Here is a 16583-nt window from a genome sequence, read left to right on the forward strand (position 1 = left end):
GTCCTCAGTCACTCATCTCCTGGAGTTCTCATGTCCACCATCGAATCCACTCCCGCGTCGGGCGAGACCGGCAGACCGGAAACCGGCCGGATGGACGGCGCGTCCCGGCTGCGCATCGGTGTCGTCCTGGCCGTCGTCGTCCTGTACACCGAGGTCGGTCCATTGCAGTACACGATGGTGGTCGCGGCATTGCAGCCGATGACCACGACCTTCGACACCGTCGGCGGCAATATCACCTGGGCGCTCATTATTCTCGGGCTGGTCGGCGTCGCCGCGAACCCGTTGCTGGGCAAGGCCAGTGATATCTGGGGCAAGAAGAAGATCATGCTGCTGTGCGGGACCCTGTTCCTCCTCGGCAGTGTGATCTGTGCGCTCACCAGCAACTGGACCGTCTTCCTGGTCGGGCGGGGGCTCTCGGCGTTCGCGCTGGCCACCCAGGTCATTGCCTTCGGGCTGGTCCGAGACCTCTTGCCGCGCAAGTATGTTCCGATCGGTCTCGCCCTGATCGGTACCGGTGTCGGGTTCACCGGCGTCGTGGGTCCATTGGTGGGCGGCGTACTCGTCGACAGCTTCGGCTGGCGGGCACTGTTCTGGTTCATGGCGGCGTTCGTTCTCGTGCTGACGCCGCTGCTGCTGACCGTGGTTCCGGAATCCCCGGTTCGAGTGCCGGACCGGGTCGACCCCTACGGCGTGGTGCTGTTGTCCGGCGGCGCGGTGCTCACCCTGCTCTACCTGGACAACGGCCAGGATTGGGGCTGGGGCACGCCGAGCGGGCTGGCCTGGCTGATCGCCGGCCTGGCTTTGCTGATGCTGTTCTTCATTGTCGAATCACGCGCCCGGCGGCCGATTATCGATATGAAGCTGCTTCTCGATCCGAAGCTCGGCCTCGTATTGCTGGTGGCGATCTTCAGCATCGGCATCACCGCCGTACAGCCGATGGCCCTCGGGTACATGACTCAATCCCCGAATCAGGATGGACTGCGCCAGAACGTGATTGACGGTGTAGTCGACCAGGCTCAGGCGAAGGGCGCGAATCTGCCCGCCGCGGCGGTCGAGGTCACCTTCGATCCGGGCTACAGCTACGGGAACGGCTTCAGCCTGTTGGAGTACGCGCTGCACATCGGCATCTGGGCCAGCCTGATCGGTATGATCGTCGGTCCGTTCGCCGGGTTGCTGACCCGGCGGGTGGGTGCCCGTATCCCCGCGATCATCGCCTTAGGCCTGCTGGCCGTGTCCGGCCTGGGATTCGTTGTCGCGGACTACAACTGGGTGACCTACCTGGCGCTGTATTCGGTGGCGGGGGTCGCCTTCGGGTTTCTCTGGGCAGCCTTGCCCAATCTCATCGTGGAGGCCGTCCCGCCGGAGCAGCAGGGCATCAGCGCCGGCATGCTCGGGGTCACCTTGGCGCTGGGCAGCGGAGTCGCCATGGCGATCGCCACCGCGCTGCTGAACAACAGTCCGGTCGTCGCGCATATCGATGTCGCGGGTGAGTCGTCGACGCGGGCGATACCGCACGTGTTCGCCGACAGCGGCTATACCCAGAGCTTCTGGGTTGTCCTCGTGACCACCGTGATCGCCCTGGTCATCGCGGTACTCATGCGGCACGGCCGCAAGCCCGCCACCGGTGGCGCGGACTCTGCGGTGTAGTCGATATGCGTCTGGTGGGTGCCGCCGGATGGCGGCACCCACCAGAATGAGGTCGGATAATGTTGCAGGAGTGGGGTCTCGACGGGCTTATACGGCGAGCAGGTCGAGGCTGCGGTGCCGTTCGACCGCCTGGCCCAGCCGTACGGTGAGATGTTCGATAACCGGCCGGTCGACCGCACGGGTGATCGCCCACATGAACAAGCCGTACGGCAGATACGCTCGATACAGCGACCAGGCCCGGTTCCGATCCGGCGGCGTGACGCCGTGGTTGGCCAGCCGGTCGAGATAGTGGTCGAGCAGCGCACGCTCATGGCGGGCGAGCTCGTCCGGGTCCAGCACCGTCGCCAGGTGATAGGCGACGTCGAGGGCCCACACCCCGTGCTGGACCACCTGCCAGTCGATGAGACCCGGTCGGCCGTCGGGCAGCTCGTAAATATTGCCGGTATGCAGGTCGCCGTGCACCAGACACACCGGCTCCGCCGCGCGCAGCCGGTCCATGGCCGCCATCGCCGCAATGAGGCGGTCGGCGCGGCGGACGTCCTGCGAAATCCCTTGCGCCCGCCCGTCATCGAGCAGTCCCTGGAGCTGTTCGGCGCTCAGATGACCCGACAATCGAACGAGGCGAGGGGGAAAGAGCACAGACAGCTCAGGGCGTTTCCCGTCCCAGCTGGCCGCGTGCAGCGCGGCGAGCTGATCGAGTGTCGCGGCGGCTCGCTCGGCGCTGTAGGTCGTGGTCGGATCAAGGAACCGGGCCCCGGCGGCGACCAGATCGTGCATGAGAACCAGGGCATGTCCGGTGTCGTCGTCGACCGCGGCATGCACGCACGGCGGCGTGCGGACCGGAAGATCCTGTGCGACAAGGCGATAGAAATCGCCCTCGGCGCGAGTTGTACGTCGGCGCGCCGGGTTGAAATAGCCCTTGGCGCACAAGGCGGCGGGGGCGTCGGTCTGCTGTGCGTAGTCGACGCGGAACCGCAGTTTGGTAGCCACGGTCTCGAGTCGCTCGACGATGTGGGTGCCCGTCGCGACGGCATTCGGATAGCGTCGGCCCAGCGTCGGGGTGAGCCAGTCGGGCGACAGCACCACCGCTTCGTCGGCCGGTGCCGGATTATTCGCCGTACTCATCGAACGTCCTGCGCCACAGTGATTCCCGCGAGGTCGCACGCCTGGTGCAGATAGCCGAAGTGGCGGGCGCCCGCATCGGTCGGTAGTCGCATGGTGCGCCGGCTGCGCAGGCTGAGCAGTCCGGCCTTGACCCGAGCGAATACCTCGTGCCAGTGCAACTGGTCGATCGAATGGCCGGTCTGCTCCTGCCACAGCGCGATGGTCTCCGCGCGGGTGCCGAGTCCGTCGAGCCGCGGTACCCCCTGACCGACCGACAGCGACTCGTCGAACAGCAGCCACCAAGCCAGGTCGGCCACCGGGCCGGCCAGCGACGCCTGCTCCCAGTCCATTACCCCGACGACGTGGAAGTCGTTGTCGAACATCATATTCCCAATGCGTGCGTCGCCCCACGACACTCCGGGCCGGGTCAGCGGCGGCCGGTGCTCGCCCAGCCAATCCAGCAGCGCCTGCACGACATCGGGAATGTCCTCGCCGAACGCCCAGTGCGCATAGCTGCGCCAATACGACAGGTGCTGTGTGTCACCGGCCGCGCCGTGCTCGGGCCGGTCGAAGAACGATACGGTCGTCACGGGCAGCCGGTGAATCGCGGTCAGCTGGCGCATCGCGCTGTCCCACAACGTTCTTCGCTGCGTGGGAGTCGCCTCGGCGAGCCAGCCGGAGGAGTTGTACGGCGGCATGCTGACCGGCACGCGACCGTGCATGCGCCGCATGACATAGAAAGGCCGTCCGAGAACCGCGGGGTCGTCCTCGAACCAGAGGGCCCGCGGCACCCGCACTTCGGGGTGCCCGTCCAGAGCTGTAAGGATGTCGTACTGGATATGGAATTTCGGTTCGAAGAACACCTGATGTTCCGGAGCCGGTGCGATGCGCACGACAAGCTCTTCGACGCCCTGCCCGGTGCGAGCCGTGACCAGGATGGTCTCATTCGAAAAGCCCGCGCCGCGAGGGTAATCGGGCCGATCGATCTCGACCGTGGCGACGCCGAGTCGATCGGCCAGCCAGGGGCGCAGCGCGGCGACCGTAGCGTCGAGATCGCGGCCTTTGGAAAACAGGGGCCCATGCTCCATTGCGGTCCGGTTACCTTTCGATGGGGGGACCGCCGAAGGCGGTCAGGCAGAATGCCCACACCTGTTCTGCGACGTCGTCGACGCTGGTGGGTGCGGGTGCGAACGCGTAGTGGTGGAAGACGGCCGTGACCAGTTGCAGCGCCAGCCAGGCATCGGTGGATGGATCGGCGGGGCGGAGCAAACCGGCGGCCGCGGCGGCTCGCAGTTCCTGCTCCACGAGATCGACGAAGGGCCGGTTGGCCTCGGCAATCTCTACCGGAAAAAGCTGGTACAGCCGCCAATGCTCGGCGGTGATGAAGCGCGCCCCGGTTATGCCGCCGCCGTCGCCGCGCAGCGAGCGCAGTATCTCGAAGAGATAAAAGCGCAGACGTGCCACGGGGTCCGGCAGCTCCCGCGCGGCGGCTTCCACCTCGCCGGCCCGCTCGCTGACGACGTCCTCGAACACAGCCAGGAGCAGCTGATCCTTACCGGCGAAGTGCCGATAGAAGGTTTGCAGGGCGATGCCGGCTTCCTTGGACAGTTCCTGCGTGGTCAGCGTGGCGCCCTCGGTCTGCAACAGTCGGCGTGCGGCCGCGACGATCGACTGCGTCTGCTCCCGGCTGCGGGCCTTGGACCGCTGCACCGAGCGGGAGCGTTCCGCCGCCCGGTCGGCCCAGAGTGGCGCCTCCGCGGGGGAATCGGGGGCAGGGGGTTTCTGTGTAGGCACAGCAGTTGTCCTCTCGCGTCGGGGCGAATACGACGACCGTAAACCGCGGTTGGTTCCTGCCCGACATCCGTGGTCGGCCCTCGGTGGTGTCGGCCCGACCGGCACCGTTCGGCCACGGTGCCGGTCGGGCCGGTGCCGATCGCCGACCGGCCGGGATGGGCAACAGTCGGATCAGACTGCCGCCAGCACCGGTGGTGCGGCCGGAGTGAAGCGGTACAGCCGTTCGGCATTGCCGCGCAGAATCTTGTACTGGGTTTCCGGTGGCAGGTGGCCGATGAGGTGTCTCACGCTCTGGATGCAGTTGGGCCAGGTGGAATCCGAATGCGGGTAATCGGTTTCGCACATGATGTTGTCCTCGCCGAGGACGTCGATGCTGGCGATGCCGTGGCTGTCCTCGATGAAGCAGCCGAAGATGTGGTCGCGGAAGGTGGCGCGGATATCGAGGGTATCCAGATCGATGTTGCCGCTCGCCGCGTGTTCGCCGAACCGCACGCCCTTCTTCACCCAGTGACGTTGCTTGTCGAGCACTTGCTCGGCGCGTTCCAGGAAATACGGCATCCAGCCGATCTCGCCTTCCGACAGCGCTATCTTGAGTTTCGGGTAACGCTGGAACATTCCGCTGAACAGCCAGGACAGCATGGCTCCCGAGGTGCGGGTCGCGCCCCAGGCGAGATTCGCGAGAAACGGTGCGTCGGGAGCGATCTGGGGCACGGTCGACGACGATCCGACATGCATCGACACCACCATCTCCAAATCGTTGGCCGCGGCCATCACCGGATCCCAGTACCCGCCGGCGTCGTGAATCGTCGGAAGGCCCAGTGGCGCGGGGTTTTCCGAGAAGGCGAAAGTGGTCGCCCCCTTGGCGGCGCAGCGTTCCAGTTCGCGGGCGGCCAGTTTCGGATCCCAGAGGGGAATGAGCACCAGCGGGATGTAGCGGCCCGGTGCGGCGGCGCACCAGTCCTCGACCATCCAGTCGTTGTACGCCTGTAGGCAGACGAAGCCGAACTCGCGATCGCTGGCCTCGGAGAAGAGCTGGCCGCAGAACCGGGTCACCGTCGGAAAGCACAAGGAGGCAAGGATTCCCGCGCGGTCCATATCCTCGATGCGGGCCTTGGCGTCGTAGCAGCCGGGTCGCATCTCGCTGTACGGCAACGGTTTCGGGCTGAACTCCTCTTTCGACTTCCCGGCGACGGCGCTCAGGCCGGAGCTGGGGAAGCGTTTGCCGTCGTATACCCAGCAGTCCATACCGTCGGCGTCGACCTCGATATGGGGTGCGCGCTCGCGGTCCGCGCGCGGCACCCGGTCCAGCCACAGGTTGGGGGGTTCGAGAATGTGGTCGTCGACCGAGATCAACCAATCGAGATTCAGGTCGGAGGGCACGATTACTCCTTCGGGTCGGGCTTCGGTCATCGGAGTTCTCCGATGACAAGGTGTTTGAGTTCCTGAAATGCCCGGATTCCGTCCGGGCCGCGTTCGCGGCCGAGGCCGCTGTGCTTGTAGCCGCCACTGGGTGCGTAGGCGCTGAACAGTGCCGTGTTGACGTTGACCGCTCCCGTGCGCAGTCGCCGGGCGATCGCGGTCGCGGCGGCGGCATCGGTGCTGTAGACCTGTCCGGACAGGCCGTAGTCGCTATCGTTGGCGATTTCGACGGCGTGGTCGAGATCGCGGTATCCCAGCACCGCCAGGACCGGGCCGAAGATCTCTTCCCGCGCGGCGGGATTCGAGTTGTCCGGCACATCGAGCACGGTCGGTTCGATGTAGTAGCCGCGGTCGAGTCCTTTGGGCCGTCCGCCGCCGTACCCGACGATGGCGCCCGCGCCGACGGCCTGTTCGATCAGCCGCTCACAGCGTCCCCGATGCGCGGCGCTGATGAGCGGGCCCATCGCGGTGGCCGGGTCGGTCGGCGCGCCCACCGTCAGATTCGCGTACGCGCGCGAGACGGCCTCGAGCACCTCGTCTTTGTGTTCTCGCGGTACCAGCATCCGGGTGGCGGCGACGCAAGCCTGGCCGGCCATCCGGGCGACCACCGCGGTAGCGCCCGCAGCAGCCTTCGTGACCGCGTCGGCGAGATAGATCTGTGCCGATTTGCCGCCGAGCTCCAGCGCCACCCGCTTGATGGTCGGTGCGGCCTGTGCCCCGATTCGGGCACCGACAGCGGTCGACCCGGTGAACGAGACCATGTCGACCGCCGGATGGCTGGTCAACAGCTGCGCACCGGCCGATCCGGACTCCACCACGACACTGAAGACGCCGGGCGGCAGGCCCGCCGCCTCGGCCGCGGAGCCGAAGATGAGCGAGGAGATCGGTGTCAGTGGACTCGGCCGCAGGATGACCGAATTGCCGGCATCAGGGCGGGCATAATCTTCTGCAACGCCAGGACGAACGCCGCGTTATAGGGCGTAATCACGGTGACCACACCGACCGGCTCGTGGCGCCGGACGCTCAACGCCACCCGGCCTCGCGTGAGTTCGTCGACCGGGACTTGGCCGGCCTGCTCGTGCCGCATCGAGAGGTACAACTCTATTGTGTTGCGGGCCAGCATCATTCCGGACAGGAACTGAGACTGCTCCGCGAACGCGAGCGGCTGGCCGGCCTCGGCAACCATGGTCGCCACTAGTTGCTCTCGAGCCTTTTCGACATGATCGAGAAAGGCATGTAGCGTCTGGGCGCGTTCGGTCGCCGGTGCATCGGCCCAGACTCCGCTGTCGAAACTTCGGCGCCCCTGAGTGATCGCGCGTCCGATCTCGGTCAGCGGAGCGGCGGCGAGTTCGGTGACGAGTGATTCGTCGGCGGGATTCTCCACGGCGACAACGTCATCACCGGTCACCCAGGAGCCGGCGACATATGATCGCCGTTCGGCGAGGATCATCGCCATGTTCTGGTCTCCATTTCCCTTGCAGTGCAGGTCATAACGGCTCGCTGGTGTAGACCACGGCGCCGCCGTAGTGCGGTGAGGAATGGCAGGCGAGGGCGACCGTGGCGGCGCGCTGCCGGGCGCCCGCCCGCCCGGCCAGTTGCAGATAGCACTCGAGCATCTGTGGAATGCCATGCATGCGGCCGTTGCCGAGGGCGCCGCCGCCGGAGAGAATCGGAAGCCCGGTAGGGGAGTCGCTGTCGATGCCGCCGTCGCGGACGAAGCGGTGCGCCTCGCCGACGGGACACAGGCCCAGTGCCTCCAGCCAGAAGTAGACGAAGGGTGAGAACCCGTCGTACAGCTGCGGCAGGTCCACCTCGCCGGGGCCCACCCCGGCGGTCGCCCATAGTCGCCGCGCGGTTTCGGCGCCACCGGCCATGATGTCGTCGAGCGGCCAGTGCGACGGCAACCGCGGCGGTGTCGGGCCGCTGCTCGCGTACCCGGCGATATACACCGGTCGGTGCGGCAGGTCGCGGGCGCGCTCGGCGGAGGTGAGCACGAAGGCCGCCACGCCGTCTACCGGAATATCGCAGTCCGGGCGCCGCACCGGGTCGCTGACCATGGGCGCCGCAAGATAGTCGTCGGTGCTCAGCGGCCGTCCATGCCAGTACGACCATGGGATGGTTGCCCCGTTCTTGCGCGCCTCGACCACCACGGCCGCCATCGCGTCCGGATCGGCGCCGTACCTTTGCAGGTATTCGTTGTAGGGCAACGCGATCATCGGCAATGGGCCGCCGTAGCCCTGCGGCACGGTCCACTGCTGCGGCCCGGCGACGGCAGTCAGCGGATTGTCGTGATAGCCACCGGCCGGATTGTGCAGAGCCCGATGCAGCACAACGTAATCCGCGGCACCGGCGGCAATGGCGTTGACCGCCAACGCCACCGAACCCGGTATCTGGCCGACACCCTGGAAGCTCGCCACGTACCGCGGGCCGGTGCCGATCCGGTCGGCCAGCCAGTTGGCGGTTACGGTGCTGGTTCCGTCACTCACGGCGTGTGCGCCCGCGGTCGGAAACATGGCGGAGGTTACGAATCCGTCGATCGCATCGGGTGTGAGTCCGGCGTCGGCGATCGCCGTGCGTGCGACGTCGACGGCTACCGCGCCGAGTGGGCGATCGAATCGGCGTCGCACGGCGCTGTGTGCGTATCCGACCACGGCGACCCGGCCGCCCGCGGGGAATCGCCCGGTCACGAGGTCACCGCTGTGCTGCCCGCGTTCGTCGCGAGCTCGAAGGCCGCAACAGCGAGGTCATCGGTGAGGTCCTCGAAGGTGACCCGTACCGGATCACCCACGCGCACAACGGTGTCCGGACCGCTCAGCAGCCGTCCGATCATGCGGATTCCGCACGCCTCTACGAGTTCGACATCGACGAGTAGGTACGGCACCTGATCGGCGAAGCCGAGCAGCGACGCTTTTCGGATCACCGTCCACGACCGCACCGTGCCGCGCCCGCTCACCGGCTCGTACCGGAAATCGGGTGTGGAGGTGCCGCACCGACGGCAGGTTTCCCCGGGCGGCAGCGCGAACCGGTCACACCGGCCGCATCGAGCCAGAGTGAGGACGTGCCGCCCGGCTGCCGACCAGAAGTCGGCGGTGAGGGCGTCGGGGATCGGTAGTGGACGCGCGACCGTCACGGGATCACCCCCGCGTCCTTGAGCCCGATGATCCCATCCCACGAGTAGCCCAACTCGAGTAGGAACTGCTCGGTGTGCTCGCCGTGTTCGGGTGCGCGCCGCAGGGTGGGCGGTCGTTCGTCGAACTGCACCGGTCCGGTGGGCAGGGGGTAGGACTGGCCGTTGTCCATATCGACCTCGCCGAGGTATCCATTGGCCAGCACCTGCGGGTCGTCGAGCAGTTCCGCCACGGCCTGCACGGGCGCCCATGGCGCGTCCAGTCCCGACAGCAGTTGCTTCCATTCGTCGAAGGTGCGATTGGCGAATTCCGTCTCGAGTTCGGCCACACAGGCGTCGCGGTGCGTGGCGCGGGCGGCCAGATCCACGAAGCGGGAATCGTCGACGAGGTCGTCGCGCCCGATCAGGCGGCAGAATTCCGCCCAATACCGGTCCGACTCCAGGAAGACCAGTTGAATGTGCCGCCCGTCCTTGGTTCGGTAGGCACCGACGAGCGGATTGACCGAACCGCCGCGGCCGGATACCGCCTGTGGCGGGTTTCCGGCCAGCGCGGAGAGCACATCGGAGGACAGCATCCACATGGCAGTGGCCAGCAGTGAGACGTCGACGACCGTGCCCGAGCCGGTGCGCTGCTGCCGCAAAAGTGCCGCTGCGACGCCGAAAGCCAAGGCCATCGCGCCGTTTCGGTCGCCCATCGCGCCGCGCTGGCTGATCGGGTAGTCCCGCTCCGGTGGGGTCAGCATGTGGGCCACGCCGCCGTGGGCCCAGAACGCCGAGGAGTCGTAGCCGGCCTTATCCGCGCCGGGGCCTCGGCCGCCGAAGCCGTGGCCCCGGGCGTAGACGAGCCGGGGGTGGCGCCGCGTCAGCCTGTCGGAGTCCAGTCCGAGCCGGCGCAGCGCGCCCGGCCGGAAGTTGGTGAGGAAGACGTCCGCCGTGGCCAGTATCTCGTCGAGCAGTTCGCGGCCGCGCTCGGAGTGCAGGTCGATGGAGATCGATCGCTTACCCCGATTGGCCAGGGCCACAGAGAGATTCACACCGGCGCTGTCGCTGCCTATGCCCTGCGTGGCCAACTGGCGATACGGATCGCCGTCGGGACGTTCGACCCGGATGACCTCCGCGCCCCAGTCGGCCAGCAGCGCACCCGCCACGGGCACGAACACCCACTGCGCCAGCTCGACAACCCGCACGCCGGTGAACGCGTCGGAGTCCACTGATCACCTCCCGCATAACGTATAGAACGCGACTATCGCTATTAGTAGAACGGTACTCTCGAATAGAGTAGAACGTGACTCTCATTTTGGGAAGACCGCATTAGGCGGAGAAGGCGATGTGGAGCTCCCGCAGTCCGCGTAGCAGAAAGGTCGGCTCGTACTGGTAGCTGCGGTTGCCCGCGGGACCGTGGAAGGTCTCGTCGATGGTGATGTCGATGACTCGATCAAGTAGCCGGTTCAACGTGACCTGCCCTTCCATCCGAGCCAGCGGTGCACCCGCGCAGGTGTGGATGCCGCGGCCGAACGCGATGTGCTCGCGGGCATTACGGCGGTAGAGCTGGAACTCGTCGGGGTCCTCGAACTTGCGGGGATCGCGATTGGCCGCGCCGATGCACAGCATCACCACGGTCCCGGCGGGGACGTCCACACCGCCAACGGTGGTGTGTGTGCGGGCGAGCCGGAAGTCGACCTTGGTGGGGCTCTCGATGCGCAGTGATTCCTCCATGAACCCGGCGATCAGGCTGCGGTCCTCGCGCAGCATCCGCTGGTACTCGGGCTTCTCGGCGAGGACCCGCACCGCTGCGCTGAGCAGTTTGGTAACCGTCTCCTGTCCAGCCGCGAACAGGAACGTCGCCGGTCGCACGAGTTCGATCACCGACGGTTCGGACCCATCGGGATACAGCGTCGACGCCAGGGTGCCGAGAATGTCGTTGCGCGGCTTCTTTCGTCGCTCGCTGATATACGCGCTGAAGGTGTCGTCCAACCACTCCAACGGATTGGTGCCCGGTGCGTCCTGGTACATCGATCCTTCGATACTGCCCGGAGTCGTTTGACCGGCCAGCCGGGCCCGGAACTCGTCGCGGTCGCCGTCGGGTACGCCGAGGAGGTCGGCGATGACCAGCGTGGCGAACGGTTTGGCGTACTGACCGAGGAATTCGCAGCGACCGTTGGCGAGGAACTCGTCGAACTGCCGATCGGCCTGATCCCACATGAACTCCTCGTTCTCCTTCAGCCGCTTGGGCGTCAGAAGCCGGGCCAGCAGCGCACGCGTGCGCGTGTGATCTGGGGGATCCATGGTGACCATGTGTTCGGAGATCCGGAACTGCGGCCGATGTGCCTCGATCTGGGCACTGATGTCCTCGCCTTCCGGCTGGAACGGCAGCGGCGGGAACGGCCCGCTCACCGAGAGGCAGGCCGAGAAGTCATCCGAATTGCGGAAGACCTCGATGGCCTCTCGGTATCCGGTGACGACCACGACCCCGTGGTGAGGCTCCCGGAATACGGGGTTCCGACTGCGCAGGTAGTCCAGGTATTCGTACGGGTCTTGAGCGATGGCCGGATCGGAGAAGTAGTCGACGGACGCCAGGTCGGTCATGTTTCGTCAGCCTTTCGTGGCGAAGAAGGGCGGCGGCGATAACTCGAGAATGCCACTCTCGATTAGAGTAGAATGATACTCTCGCATTCGGGAGTGAAACTCTTGAGAATCGGTCAGTGAACGACTGACAGATGGGTATCGAGCATCGACGTGCTCGATCTGCGACGAATGAGGTTATTCATGAGCGGGCGGGTCGACGGCAAGGTCGCCTTCATCACCGGTGCGGCACGCGGTCAGGGCCGTAGTCACGCGGTGCGGTTGGCGCAGGAGGGCGCCGACATCATTGCGATCGACGTGTGCAAACCGGTCGGTGGAAGCAGCGGCATTCCGGCGTCCACACCGGACGATCTCGCCGAGACCGCGGATCTGGTGAAGGGCCTGGGCCGCCGCATCATCACGGCCGAGGTCGATGTCCGGGATTTCGACTCGCTGCGGGCCGTAGTGGACAGTGGTGTGGAGCAGCTGGGCCGGCTGGACATCATCGTGGCCAATGCGGGTATCGGCATCGGTGGCGCGACACTGGACCAGACCGATGCGAAGGACTGGGACGCCGTGATCGACATCAACCTGTCCGGCGTCTGGAAGACGGTGAAAGCCGGTGTGCCCCACCTATTGTCGGGCGGGCGCGGCGGGTCGATCATCCTGACCAGCTCGGTGGCGGGACTCAAGGCTCACCAGAACATCGGTCACTATGTCTCCGCCAAACACGGGGTTGTCGGCATGATGCGGAGCTTCGCCGTCGAATTGGGACGGCACCGCATCCGGGTCAACACCGTGCACCCGACCAATGTCAACACCCCGATGTTCATGAACGACAGCACACTGCGGCTGTTCCGTCCGGATCTGGAGAACCCCGGCCCTGACGATCTCGCCCCGGTCGCGCAGCAAATGCACGTGCTCCCGGTCGGCTGGGTCGAACCGGTGGATATCAGCAATGCGGTGCTGTTCCTGGCGTCGGACGAAGCCCGATATGTGACCGGTCTACCTATGACAGTCGATGCCGGGAGCATGTTGAAGTAGTTGGGGCCCATCGTGTTTCACGAAACGCGCTACACCGGCACCGCTACACCGAGCCTGGCCGACGGCTGGCGGCTGGAACGGCTGACTCCACCGAGCCGACTGTTCGGTGCGAACGGCCTGCGCACCGGTCCGGACGGCCGCATCTATGTGGCGCAGGTCACCGGCAGTCAGATCAGCGCCCTCGATGTCGAGACCGGCCTACTGGAGACCATCAGCGCCAAGGGTGGCGATGTCATCGGTCCCGATGATGTGGACTTCGGCCCACAGGGCGATCTCTTCGCCACTGAGCCCATGGAAGGCCGCGTGAGCACGCGCGGCACCGACGGCCGCACCCGGATATTGCGCGACGACCTGCCCGCCGTGAACGGCATCACCGTGCACCGGGGGCGTCTGTTCGTGAACGAATGTCGTGTCGGCGGCCGCCTGATGGAGCTCGATCTGTCCGGCGGCGCGCCGCGCGTACTGCTCGACAACCTCGCCATGCCCAATGCCATGGAGGTCGGACCCGACGGCCTGCTGTATTACCCGGTCATGGGAAGCAACGACATCTGGCGGATCGATCCCGAGGGCGGCGAGCCGGAGCGGGTCGCGGGTGACCTCGGCGTCCCCGATTCCGTGAAGTTCGATTCCGAGGGCTTCATCGTGTCCACCCAGGTGTATTCCGGCGAGGTATTGCGCATAGATCCCCGCACCGGTGCGCGCAGTGTCCTGGCCGCCCTCCCGCCCGGACTCGACAACTGTACTTTCGTGGGCGACCGGCTGTTCGTCTCGAGTTTCACCGGGGAGATCACCGAGATCCTCGGCGGTGGTGAGACTCGAGCGATATTGCCCGGCGGATTGAATTGGCCGCTGGATCTGACCGTCGATGAGGACGGCAACCTCTATATCGCCGACTGGACCTATTTCTATGTCCTGCGCCCGGGAGGTGAGCCGCGAATACTGGGAATGCTCTCTTTGCCGGGCTTTCCGGGACACCTGCGCGGTGTGAGTGCCGTCGGTGGCGGCGAATTCATCGTCACCACCGCCAATGGCGCGGTCGCCCGTTACCGCCCCGCGAGTGGCGACAGCGAAATCCTTGCGCAGGGCTTCGATCAACTCTACGGCGTGGCCGTCGCACCGGGCGGGCTCGTCGCGACCGCCGAGTTCGGCACGGGCAGAGTGCTTTCGGTCCGGTCCGGCCAGGTCGAGGTGCTGGCCTCGGGCCTGCGGGAGCCGGTCGGCGTGGCGTTCGGTCCGGACGGCACCTGCTACGTCGCCGAATCGGGTGCCGGACGGATTGTCTCGATCATCGGCTCCGGCGTCGACACGGTGGTGGACGATCTGAACCAGCCCCAGGGCATCCTGGTACGCGGCGGGCGGCTCTATCTCGTCGATGCGGGGGCCAAGACTCTGCTCAGCGTCGATCTCGACAGCAACGCCCGGGAAACCATAGCCCGTGGTCTGCCCGTCGGGGCTCCGCCCGGTATCACCCCGAAACCACTGCGAGGGATACCGCCGTTCTTCGGGCCGGAGGGTCCCTTCGCCGGGATCGCGGCCGGGCCGGACGGCACCCTCTACCTGTCCGCCGACGCCGAGGGCAGTGTGCTGGCAATCCGAAAGGTGGAGTAGCGGTGTCGTTCGCCGCCGAACTCATCGCCGGTCGGCCCCTTAAATCCCAGACCAACCCGAGCTAGCCTCAGGTTATGTGCCGAAATATCACTGCCCTGCGTGGGCTCGAGCCCGCCGCCACGCCGGAAGAAGTGCATGCTGCCGCATTGCAGTACGTCCGTAAGGTCGGCGGATTGTCGAGCATCTCCGCAGCTACGCGCCCTGCGGTCGACGCCGCAGTCGAGGAGATCGCCGCCGCGACCATGCGGTTGCTCGAACAATTGCCTGAGCGGAAGGTGCCGCCGAAGAACGTGCCGCCGCTGCGGCGGCCCGAGGTGCAGGCGCGCATTCATGCGCATTCGCACGACTGACGCTGCTGTGAGCAGATCTGCTGAGGGCAGCGTGGCGAGATTTTTCCGGTAGGCGCGCGGCACGGTGGAGTCATGGCTCACGATGACAAGACACCGTTGTTCAGTTGGCGCGCCAGGGAGCAGCTGCTCAGCAGGCGGATTCTGGTGCTGGACGGTCCGCTCGACGACGATAACGGCACGCTGCTGATGACACAGCTGCTCACCTTGGCGGCCGAGGATGCCGATGCGGGGATCTCATTGTGGATCCACTCCCCGGGCGGTTCGGTTCCGGCAATGCTGGCCATTCGCGATGTGATGCGGCTGGTGCCGTGCGAAGTCTCCACCTTGGCGCTCGGATTGGCTTGCAGCGCAGGGCAATTCCTGTTGTCCGCGGGTACACCTGGGCGGCGGTTCGCGCTTCCGCACGCCAGGGTGTTGATGCATCAGGGCTCGGCCGGAATCGGCGGTAGTGCGGTCGACGTCGAGGTGCAGGCCGATGACCTGCGCTACACCGTGGAGACGGTGCTCGGCATTATCGCGGGCGACACCGGCCAGCCGTACGACCGAATTTATGAGGATTCGCTGCACGACCGCTGGTTCAGCGCGGTGCAGGCCAAGGAGTACGGCTTCATCGACCACATTGTCGGCTCGTTCGGGCAGATCGTGCCGCAGCGCCAGCGGATCGGAATTTCGGCATGACTTACACCATTCCCAATGTGATCGCCCAGCATCCGCGCGGCGGCGAGCGGATCACCGATATCTACTCGCACCTGCTCGCCGAGCGGATTGTCTACCTCGGCACTCCGATCGATTCCGGTGTGGCAAACGCACTCATCGCGCAACTCTTGCACCTGGAGTCGGAGAGTCCGGAGCAGGAGATCAGCCTGTACATCAATTGCGAGGGCGGCGATCTGTCCGCAATGCTCGCGGTCTACGACACCATGCAATTCATCAAGGCTCCGGTGGCGACCACCTGCGTGGGCCAAGCCATCGCTGTCGGTGCGGTACTGCTGGCCGGAGGCGAACCCGGTCGCCGCTCCCTGCTGCCGCACGCCCGGGTGGTCCTGCACCAGCCAGCCGCCCGCGGTCAGGGCGCGATTCCCGATCTGATCCTCCAGGCCGACGAACTGGTGCGGATGCGCGCCGAAATCGAGTCGATCCTGTCGCGGCACACCGGGCAACCCGCCGAGCGGCTACGTCACGACACCGACCGCGACCGCGTCTTCACCGCACACGCGGCCGTCGACTACGGCCTGGTCGACAACGTGCTGGGTGCCCGCGCCATCTGATCAGCGTCTGCCGCGCGCGGGCTTGCGCCGCGCGCAGGTCGAATGGTGGTTGGACTTCGAGCCGCCATCCGACTCACCTCGGCGGCCGCGGGGCCAGCGTCCGGTTGGCCGCTGCTTGGGCGGCGAGTTCGGCCCACGGCCCGTGGCGAGTGGCCGGTGCGGCGGAGTGTGGCGACGGGCAACCCTGACTCAGGCGGCGAGTGCCATGAGCGTGGGCCGGGCCTTGGTGCGCGGCATAGACCGGCGGGCGAAGGTGAGCCGACGATGAGCCCGTAATTCGTCGGCCACCTGCTCGGTCAGACCGAACAGGGTGGTGCCGAGCGCACCGGCCAGCGCCGCGATCATCTCGCTCGACGGTTCCTTGCGGCCGCGCTCCACCTCGGATAGGTACTGCGGCGAAATACCCGCGCGACCGGCGGTCTCGACCAAGGTCTCGCGCTGCTCCTGCCGCAACGTGCGCAGCCGTTCCCCGAGCACCTCGCGCCACAGTGGTTCCTCGGTGTGCCGAGGTCGGTCTTCGCGTCCACCTTGGATCGAGTGCAGCTCGGTCATAGGCAGAGCCTACGACCGCGGCCGCCGATCCGGCCGGGGATTACGCTGTGGGCGGACAAACCGGCGAAGGCCCCATGTTCAACGGACACAGGGCCTTTCGCATCGCAT

15 protein-coding genes and 1 pseudogene are annotated in these 16583 nt (G+C 66.5%); 6 read left to right on the forward strand and 10 right to left on the reverse strand.

Translation table 11 applies throughout. The annotated features are described in order from the left end of the window. Positions 1-30: 30 nt before the first annotated feature. Positions 31-1647 (forward strand): MFS transporter, encoded by a 1617-nt coding sequence (locus ACIBI6_RS08355; protein WP_396955650.1) that lies wholly within the window; start codon positions 31-33, stop codon positions 1645-1647. An 87-nt stretch (positions 1648-1734) separates the two neighbouring features. Here the strand turns inward: ACIBI6_RS08355 and ACIBI6_RS08360 are convergent, their stop codons facing one another. The 9 genes and pseudogenes from ACIBI6_RS08360 to ACIBI6_RS08400 form a co-directional block, all read right to left on the reverse strand. Then, on the reverse strand, positions 1735-2772 hold the full coding sequence (locus tag ACIBI6_RS08360) for a phosphotransferase (protein ID WP_396955651.1): 1038 nt from the start codon (positions 2770-2772) through the stop codon (positions 1735-1737). After that, complete coding sequence (locus tag ACIBI6_RS08365; RefSeq protein ID WP_396955652.1) at positions 2769-3839, reverse strand: phosphotransferase family protein; 1071 nt, start codon at positions 3837-3839, stop codon at positions 2769-2771. Before ACIBI6_RS08365 ends, ACIBI6_RS08360 begins: the two co-directional genes overlap by 4 nt. 10 nt (positions 3840-3849) lie before the next feature. Further along, positions 3850-4461, reverse strand: a complete 612-nt coding sequence (locus ACIBI6_RS08370) for a TetR/AcrR family transcriptional regulator (protein WP_364350397.1) — start codon at positions 4459-4461, stop codon at positions 3850-3852. 255 nt (positions 4462-4716) lie between these two features. After that, positions 4717-5955 carry an amidohydrolase family protein gene (locus ACIBI6_RS08375; protein ID WP_364350394.1) on the reverse strand — a complete coding sequence of 413 codons (1239 nt, stop codon included), beginning with the start codon at positions 5953-5955 and terminating at the stop codon, positions 4717-4719. Next, positions 5952-7420, reverse strand: a pseudogene (locus ACIBI6_RS08380) (aldehyde dehydrogenase family protein). Before ACIBI6_RS08380 ends, ACIBI6_RS08375 begins: the two are co-directional and overlap by 4 nt. A gap of 31 nt (positions 7421-7451) precedes the next feature. Continuing rightward, entirely contained in the window at positions 7452-8651 is a 1200-nt protein-coding gene (locus ACIBI6_RS08385) for a thiolase family protein (protein WP_396955653.1), read from the reverse strand. Beyond that, positions 8648-9094 (reverse strand): Zn-ribbon domain-containing OB-fold protein, encoded by a 447-nt coding sequence (locus tag ACIBI6_RS08390; protein WP_396955654.1) that lies wholly within the window; start codon positions 9092-9094, stop codon positions 8648-8650. The genes ACIBI6_RS08385 and ACIBI6_RS08390 overlap by 4 nt, the downstream gene beginning before the upstream one ends. After that, on the reverse strand, positions 9091-10302 hold the full coding sequence (locus ACIBI6_RS08395) for a CaiB/BaiF CoA transferase family protein (RefSeq protein ID WP_396955655.1): 1212 nt from the start codon (positions 10300-10302) through the stop codon (positions 9091-9093). The genes ACIBI6_RS08390 and ACIBI6_RS08395 overlap by 4 nt, the downstream gene beginning before the upstream one ends. A gap of 100 nt (positions 10303-10402) precedes the next feature. Beyond that, entirely contained in the window at positions 10403-11677 is a 1275-nt protein-coding gene (locus tag ACIBI6_RS08400; protein ID WP_396955656.1) for a cytochrome P450, read from the reverse strand. A gap of 180 nt (positions 11678-11857) precedes the next feature. On the opposite strand from ACIBI6_RS08400, the gene ACIBI6_RS08405 reads away from it, so the two are divergent. The 5 genes from ACIBI6_RS08405 to ACIBI6_RS08425 all read left to right on the forward strand — a co-directional run bounded on the left by ACIBI6_RS08405 (position 11858) and on the right by ACIBI6_RS08425 (position 15923). Beyond that, on the forward strand, positions 11858-12697 hold the full coding sequence (locus ACIBI6_RS08405) for a mycofactocin-coupled SDR family oxidoreductase (RefSeq protein WP_364350376.1): 840 nt from the start codon (positions 11858-11860) through the stop codon (positions 12695-12697). Positions 12698-12709: 12 nt separating this feature from the next. Next, positions 12710-14305 (forward strand): SMP-30/gluconolactonase/LRE family protein, encoded by a 1596-nt coding sequence (locus ACIBI6_RS08410; protein WP_396955657.1) that lies wholly within the window; start codon positions 12710-12712, stop codon positions 14303-14305. A gap of 74 nt (positions 14306-14379) precedes the next feature. Next, positions 14380-14655, forward strand: coding sequence for a DUF2277 domain-containing protein (locus tag ACIBI6_RS08415; RefSeq protein ID WP_364350370.1), 276 nt, complete (start codon positions 14380-14382; stop codon positions 14653-14655). Between the two features lie 72 nt (positions 14656-14727). Further along, a complete protein-coding gene (locus ACIBI6_RS08420; RefSeq protein WP_364350367.1) occupies positions 14728-15333 on the forward strand; it encodes an ATP-dependent Clp protease proteolytic subunit in 606 nt (201 codons plus the stop codon). Further along, positions 15330-15923, forward strand: a complete 594-nt coding sequence (locus tag ACIBI6_RS08425) for an ATP-dependent Clp protease proteolytic subunit (protein WP_364350364.1) — start codon at positions 15330-15332, stop codon at positions 15921-15923. The genes ACIBI6_RS08420 and ACIBI6_RS08425 overlap by 4 nt, the downstream gene beginning before the upstream one ends. Positions 15924-16112: 189 nt before the next feature. Here the strand turns inward: ACIBI6_RS08425 and ACIBI6_RS08430 are convergent, their stop codons facing one another. Then, the gene (locus tag ACIBI6_RS08430) at positions 16113-16475 is read right to left on the reverse strand and encodes a helix-turn-helix domain-containing protein (RefSeq protein WP_396955658.1); all 363 of its coding nucleotides are present in this window, start codon (positions 16473-16475) and stop codon (positions 16113-16115) included. Positions 16476-16583 lie beyond the last annotated feature (108 nt).

Source organism: Nocardia sp. NPDC050412 (assembly GCF_044458825.1).
Taxonomy (GTDB): domain Bacteria; phylum Actinomycetota; class Actinomycetes; order Mycobacteriales; family Mycobacteriaceae; genus Nocardia.

Coding starts and splice junctions, on each gene's coding strand:
- ACIBI6_RS08415 (WP_364350370.1), top strand. CDS start 14,380: ATGTGCCGAAATATCACTGCCCTGCGTGGGCTCGAGCCCGCCGCCACG.
- ACIBI6_RS08375 (WP_364350394.1), bottom strand. CDS start 5,955: ATGACCGAAGCCCGACCCGAAGGAGTAATCGTGCCCTCCGACCTGAAT.
- ACIBI6_RS08405 (WP_364350376.1), top strand. CDS start 11,858: ATGAGCGGGCGGGTCGACGGCAAGGTCGCCTTCATCACCGGTGCGGCA.
- ACIBI6_RS08360 (WP_396955651.1), bottom strand. CDS start 2,772: ATGAGTACGGCGAATAATCCGGCACCGGCCGACGAAGCGGTGGTGCTG.
- ACIBI6_RS08425 (WP_364350364.1), top strand. CDS start 15,330: ATGACTTACACCATTCCCAATGTGATCGCCCAGCATCCGCGCGGCGGC.
- ACIBI6_RS08420 (WP_364350367.1), top strand. CDS start 14,728: ATGGCTCACGATGACAAGACACCGTTGTTCAGTTGGCGCGCCAGGGAG.
- ACIBI6_RS08365 (WP_396955652.1), bottom strand. CDS start 3,839: ATGGAGCATGGGCCCCTGTTTTCCAAAGGCCGCGATCTCGACGCTACG.
- ACIBI6_RS08355 (WP_396955650.1), top strand. CDS start 31: ATGTCCACCATCGAATCCACTCCCGCGTCGGGCGAGACCGGCAGACCG.
- ACIBI6_RS08430 (WP_396955658.1), bottom strand. CDS start 16,475: ATGACCGAGCTGCACTCGATCCAAGGTGGACGCGAAGACCGACCTCGG.
- ACIBI6_RS08400 (WP_396955656.1), bottom strand. CDS start 11,677: ATGACCGACCTGGCGTCCGTCGACTACTTCTCCGATCCGGCCATCGCT.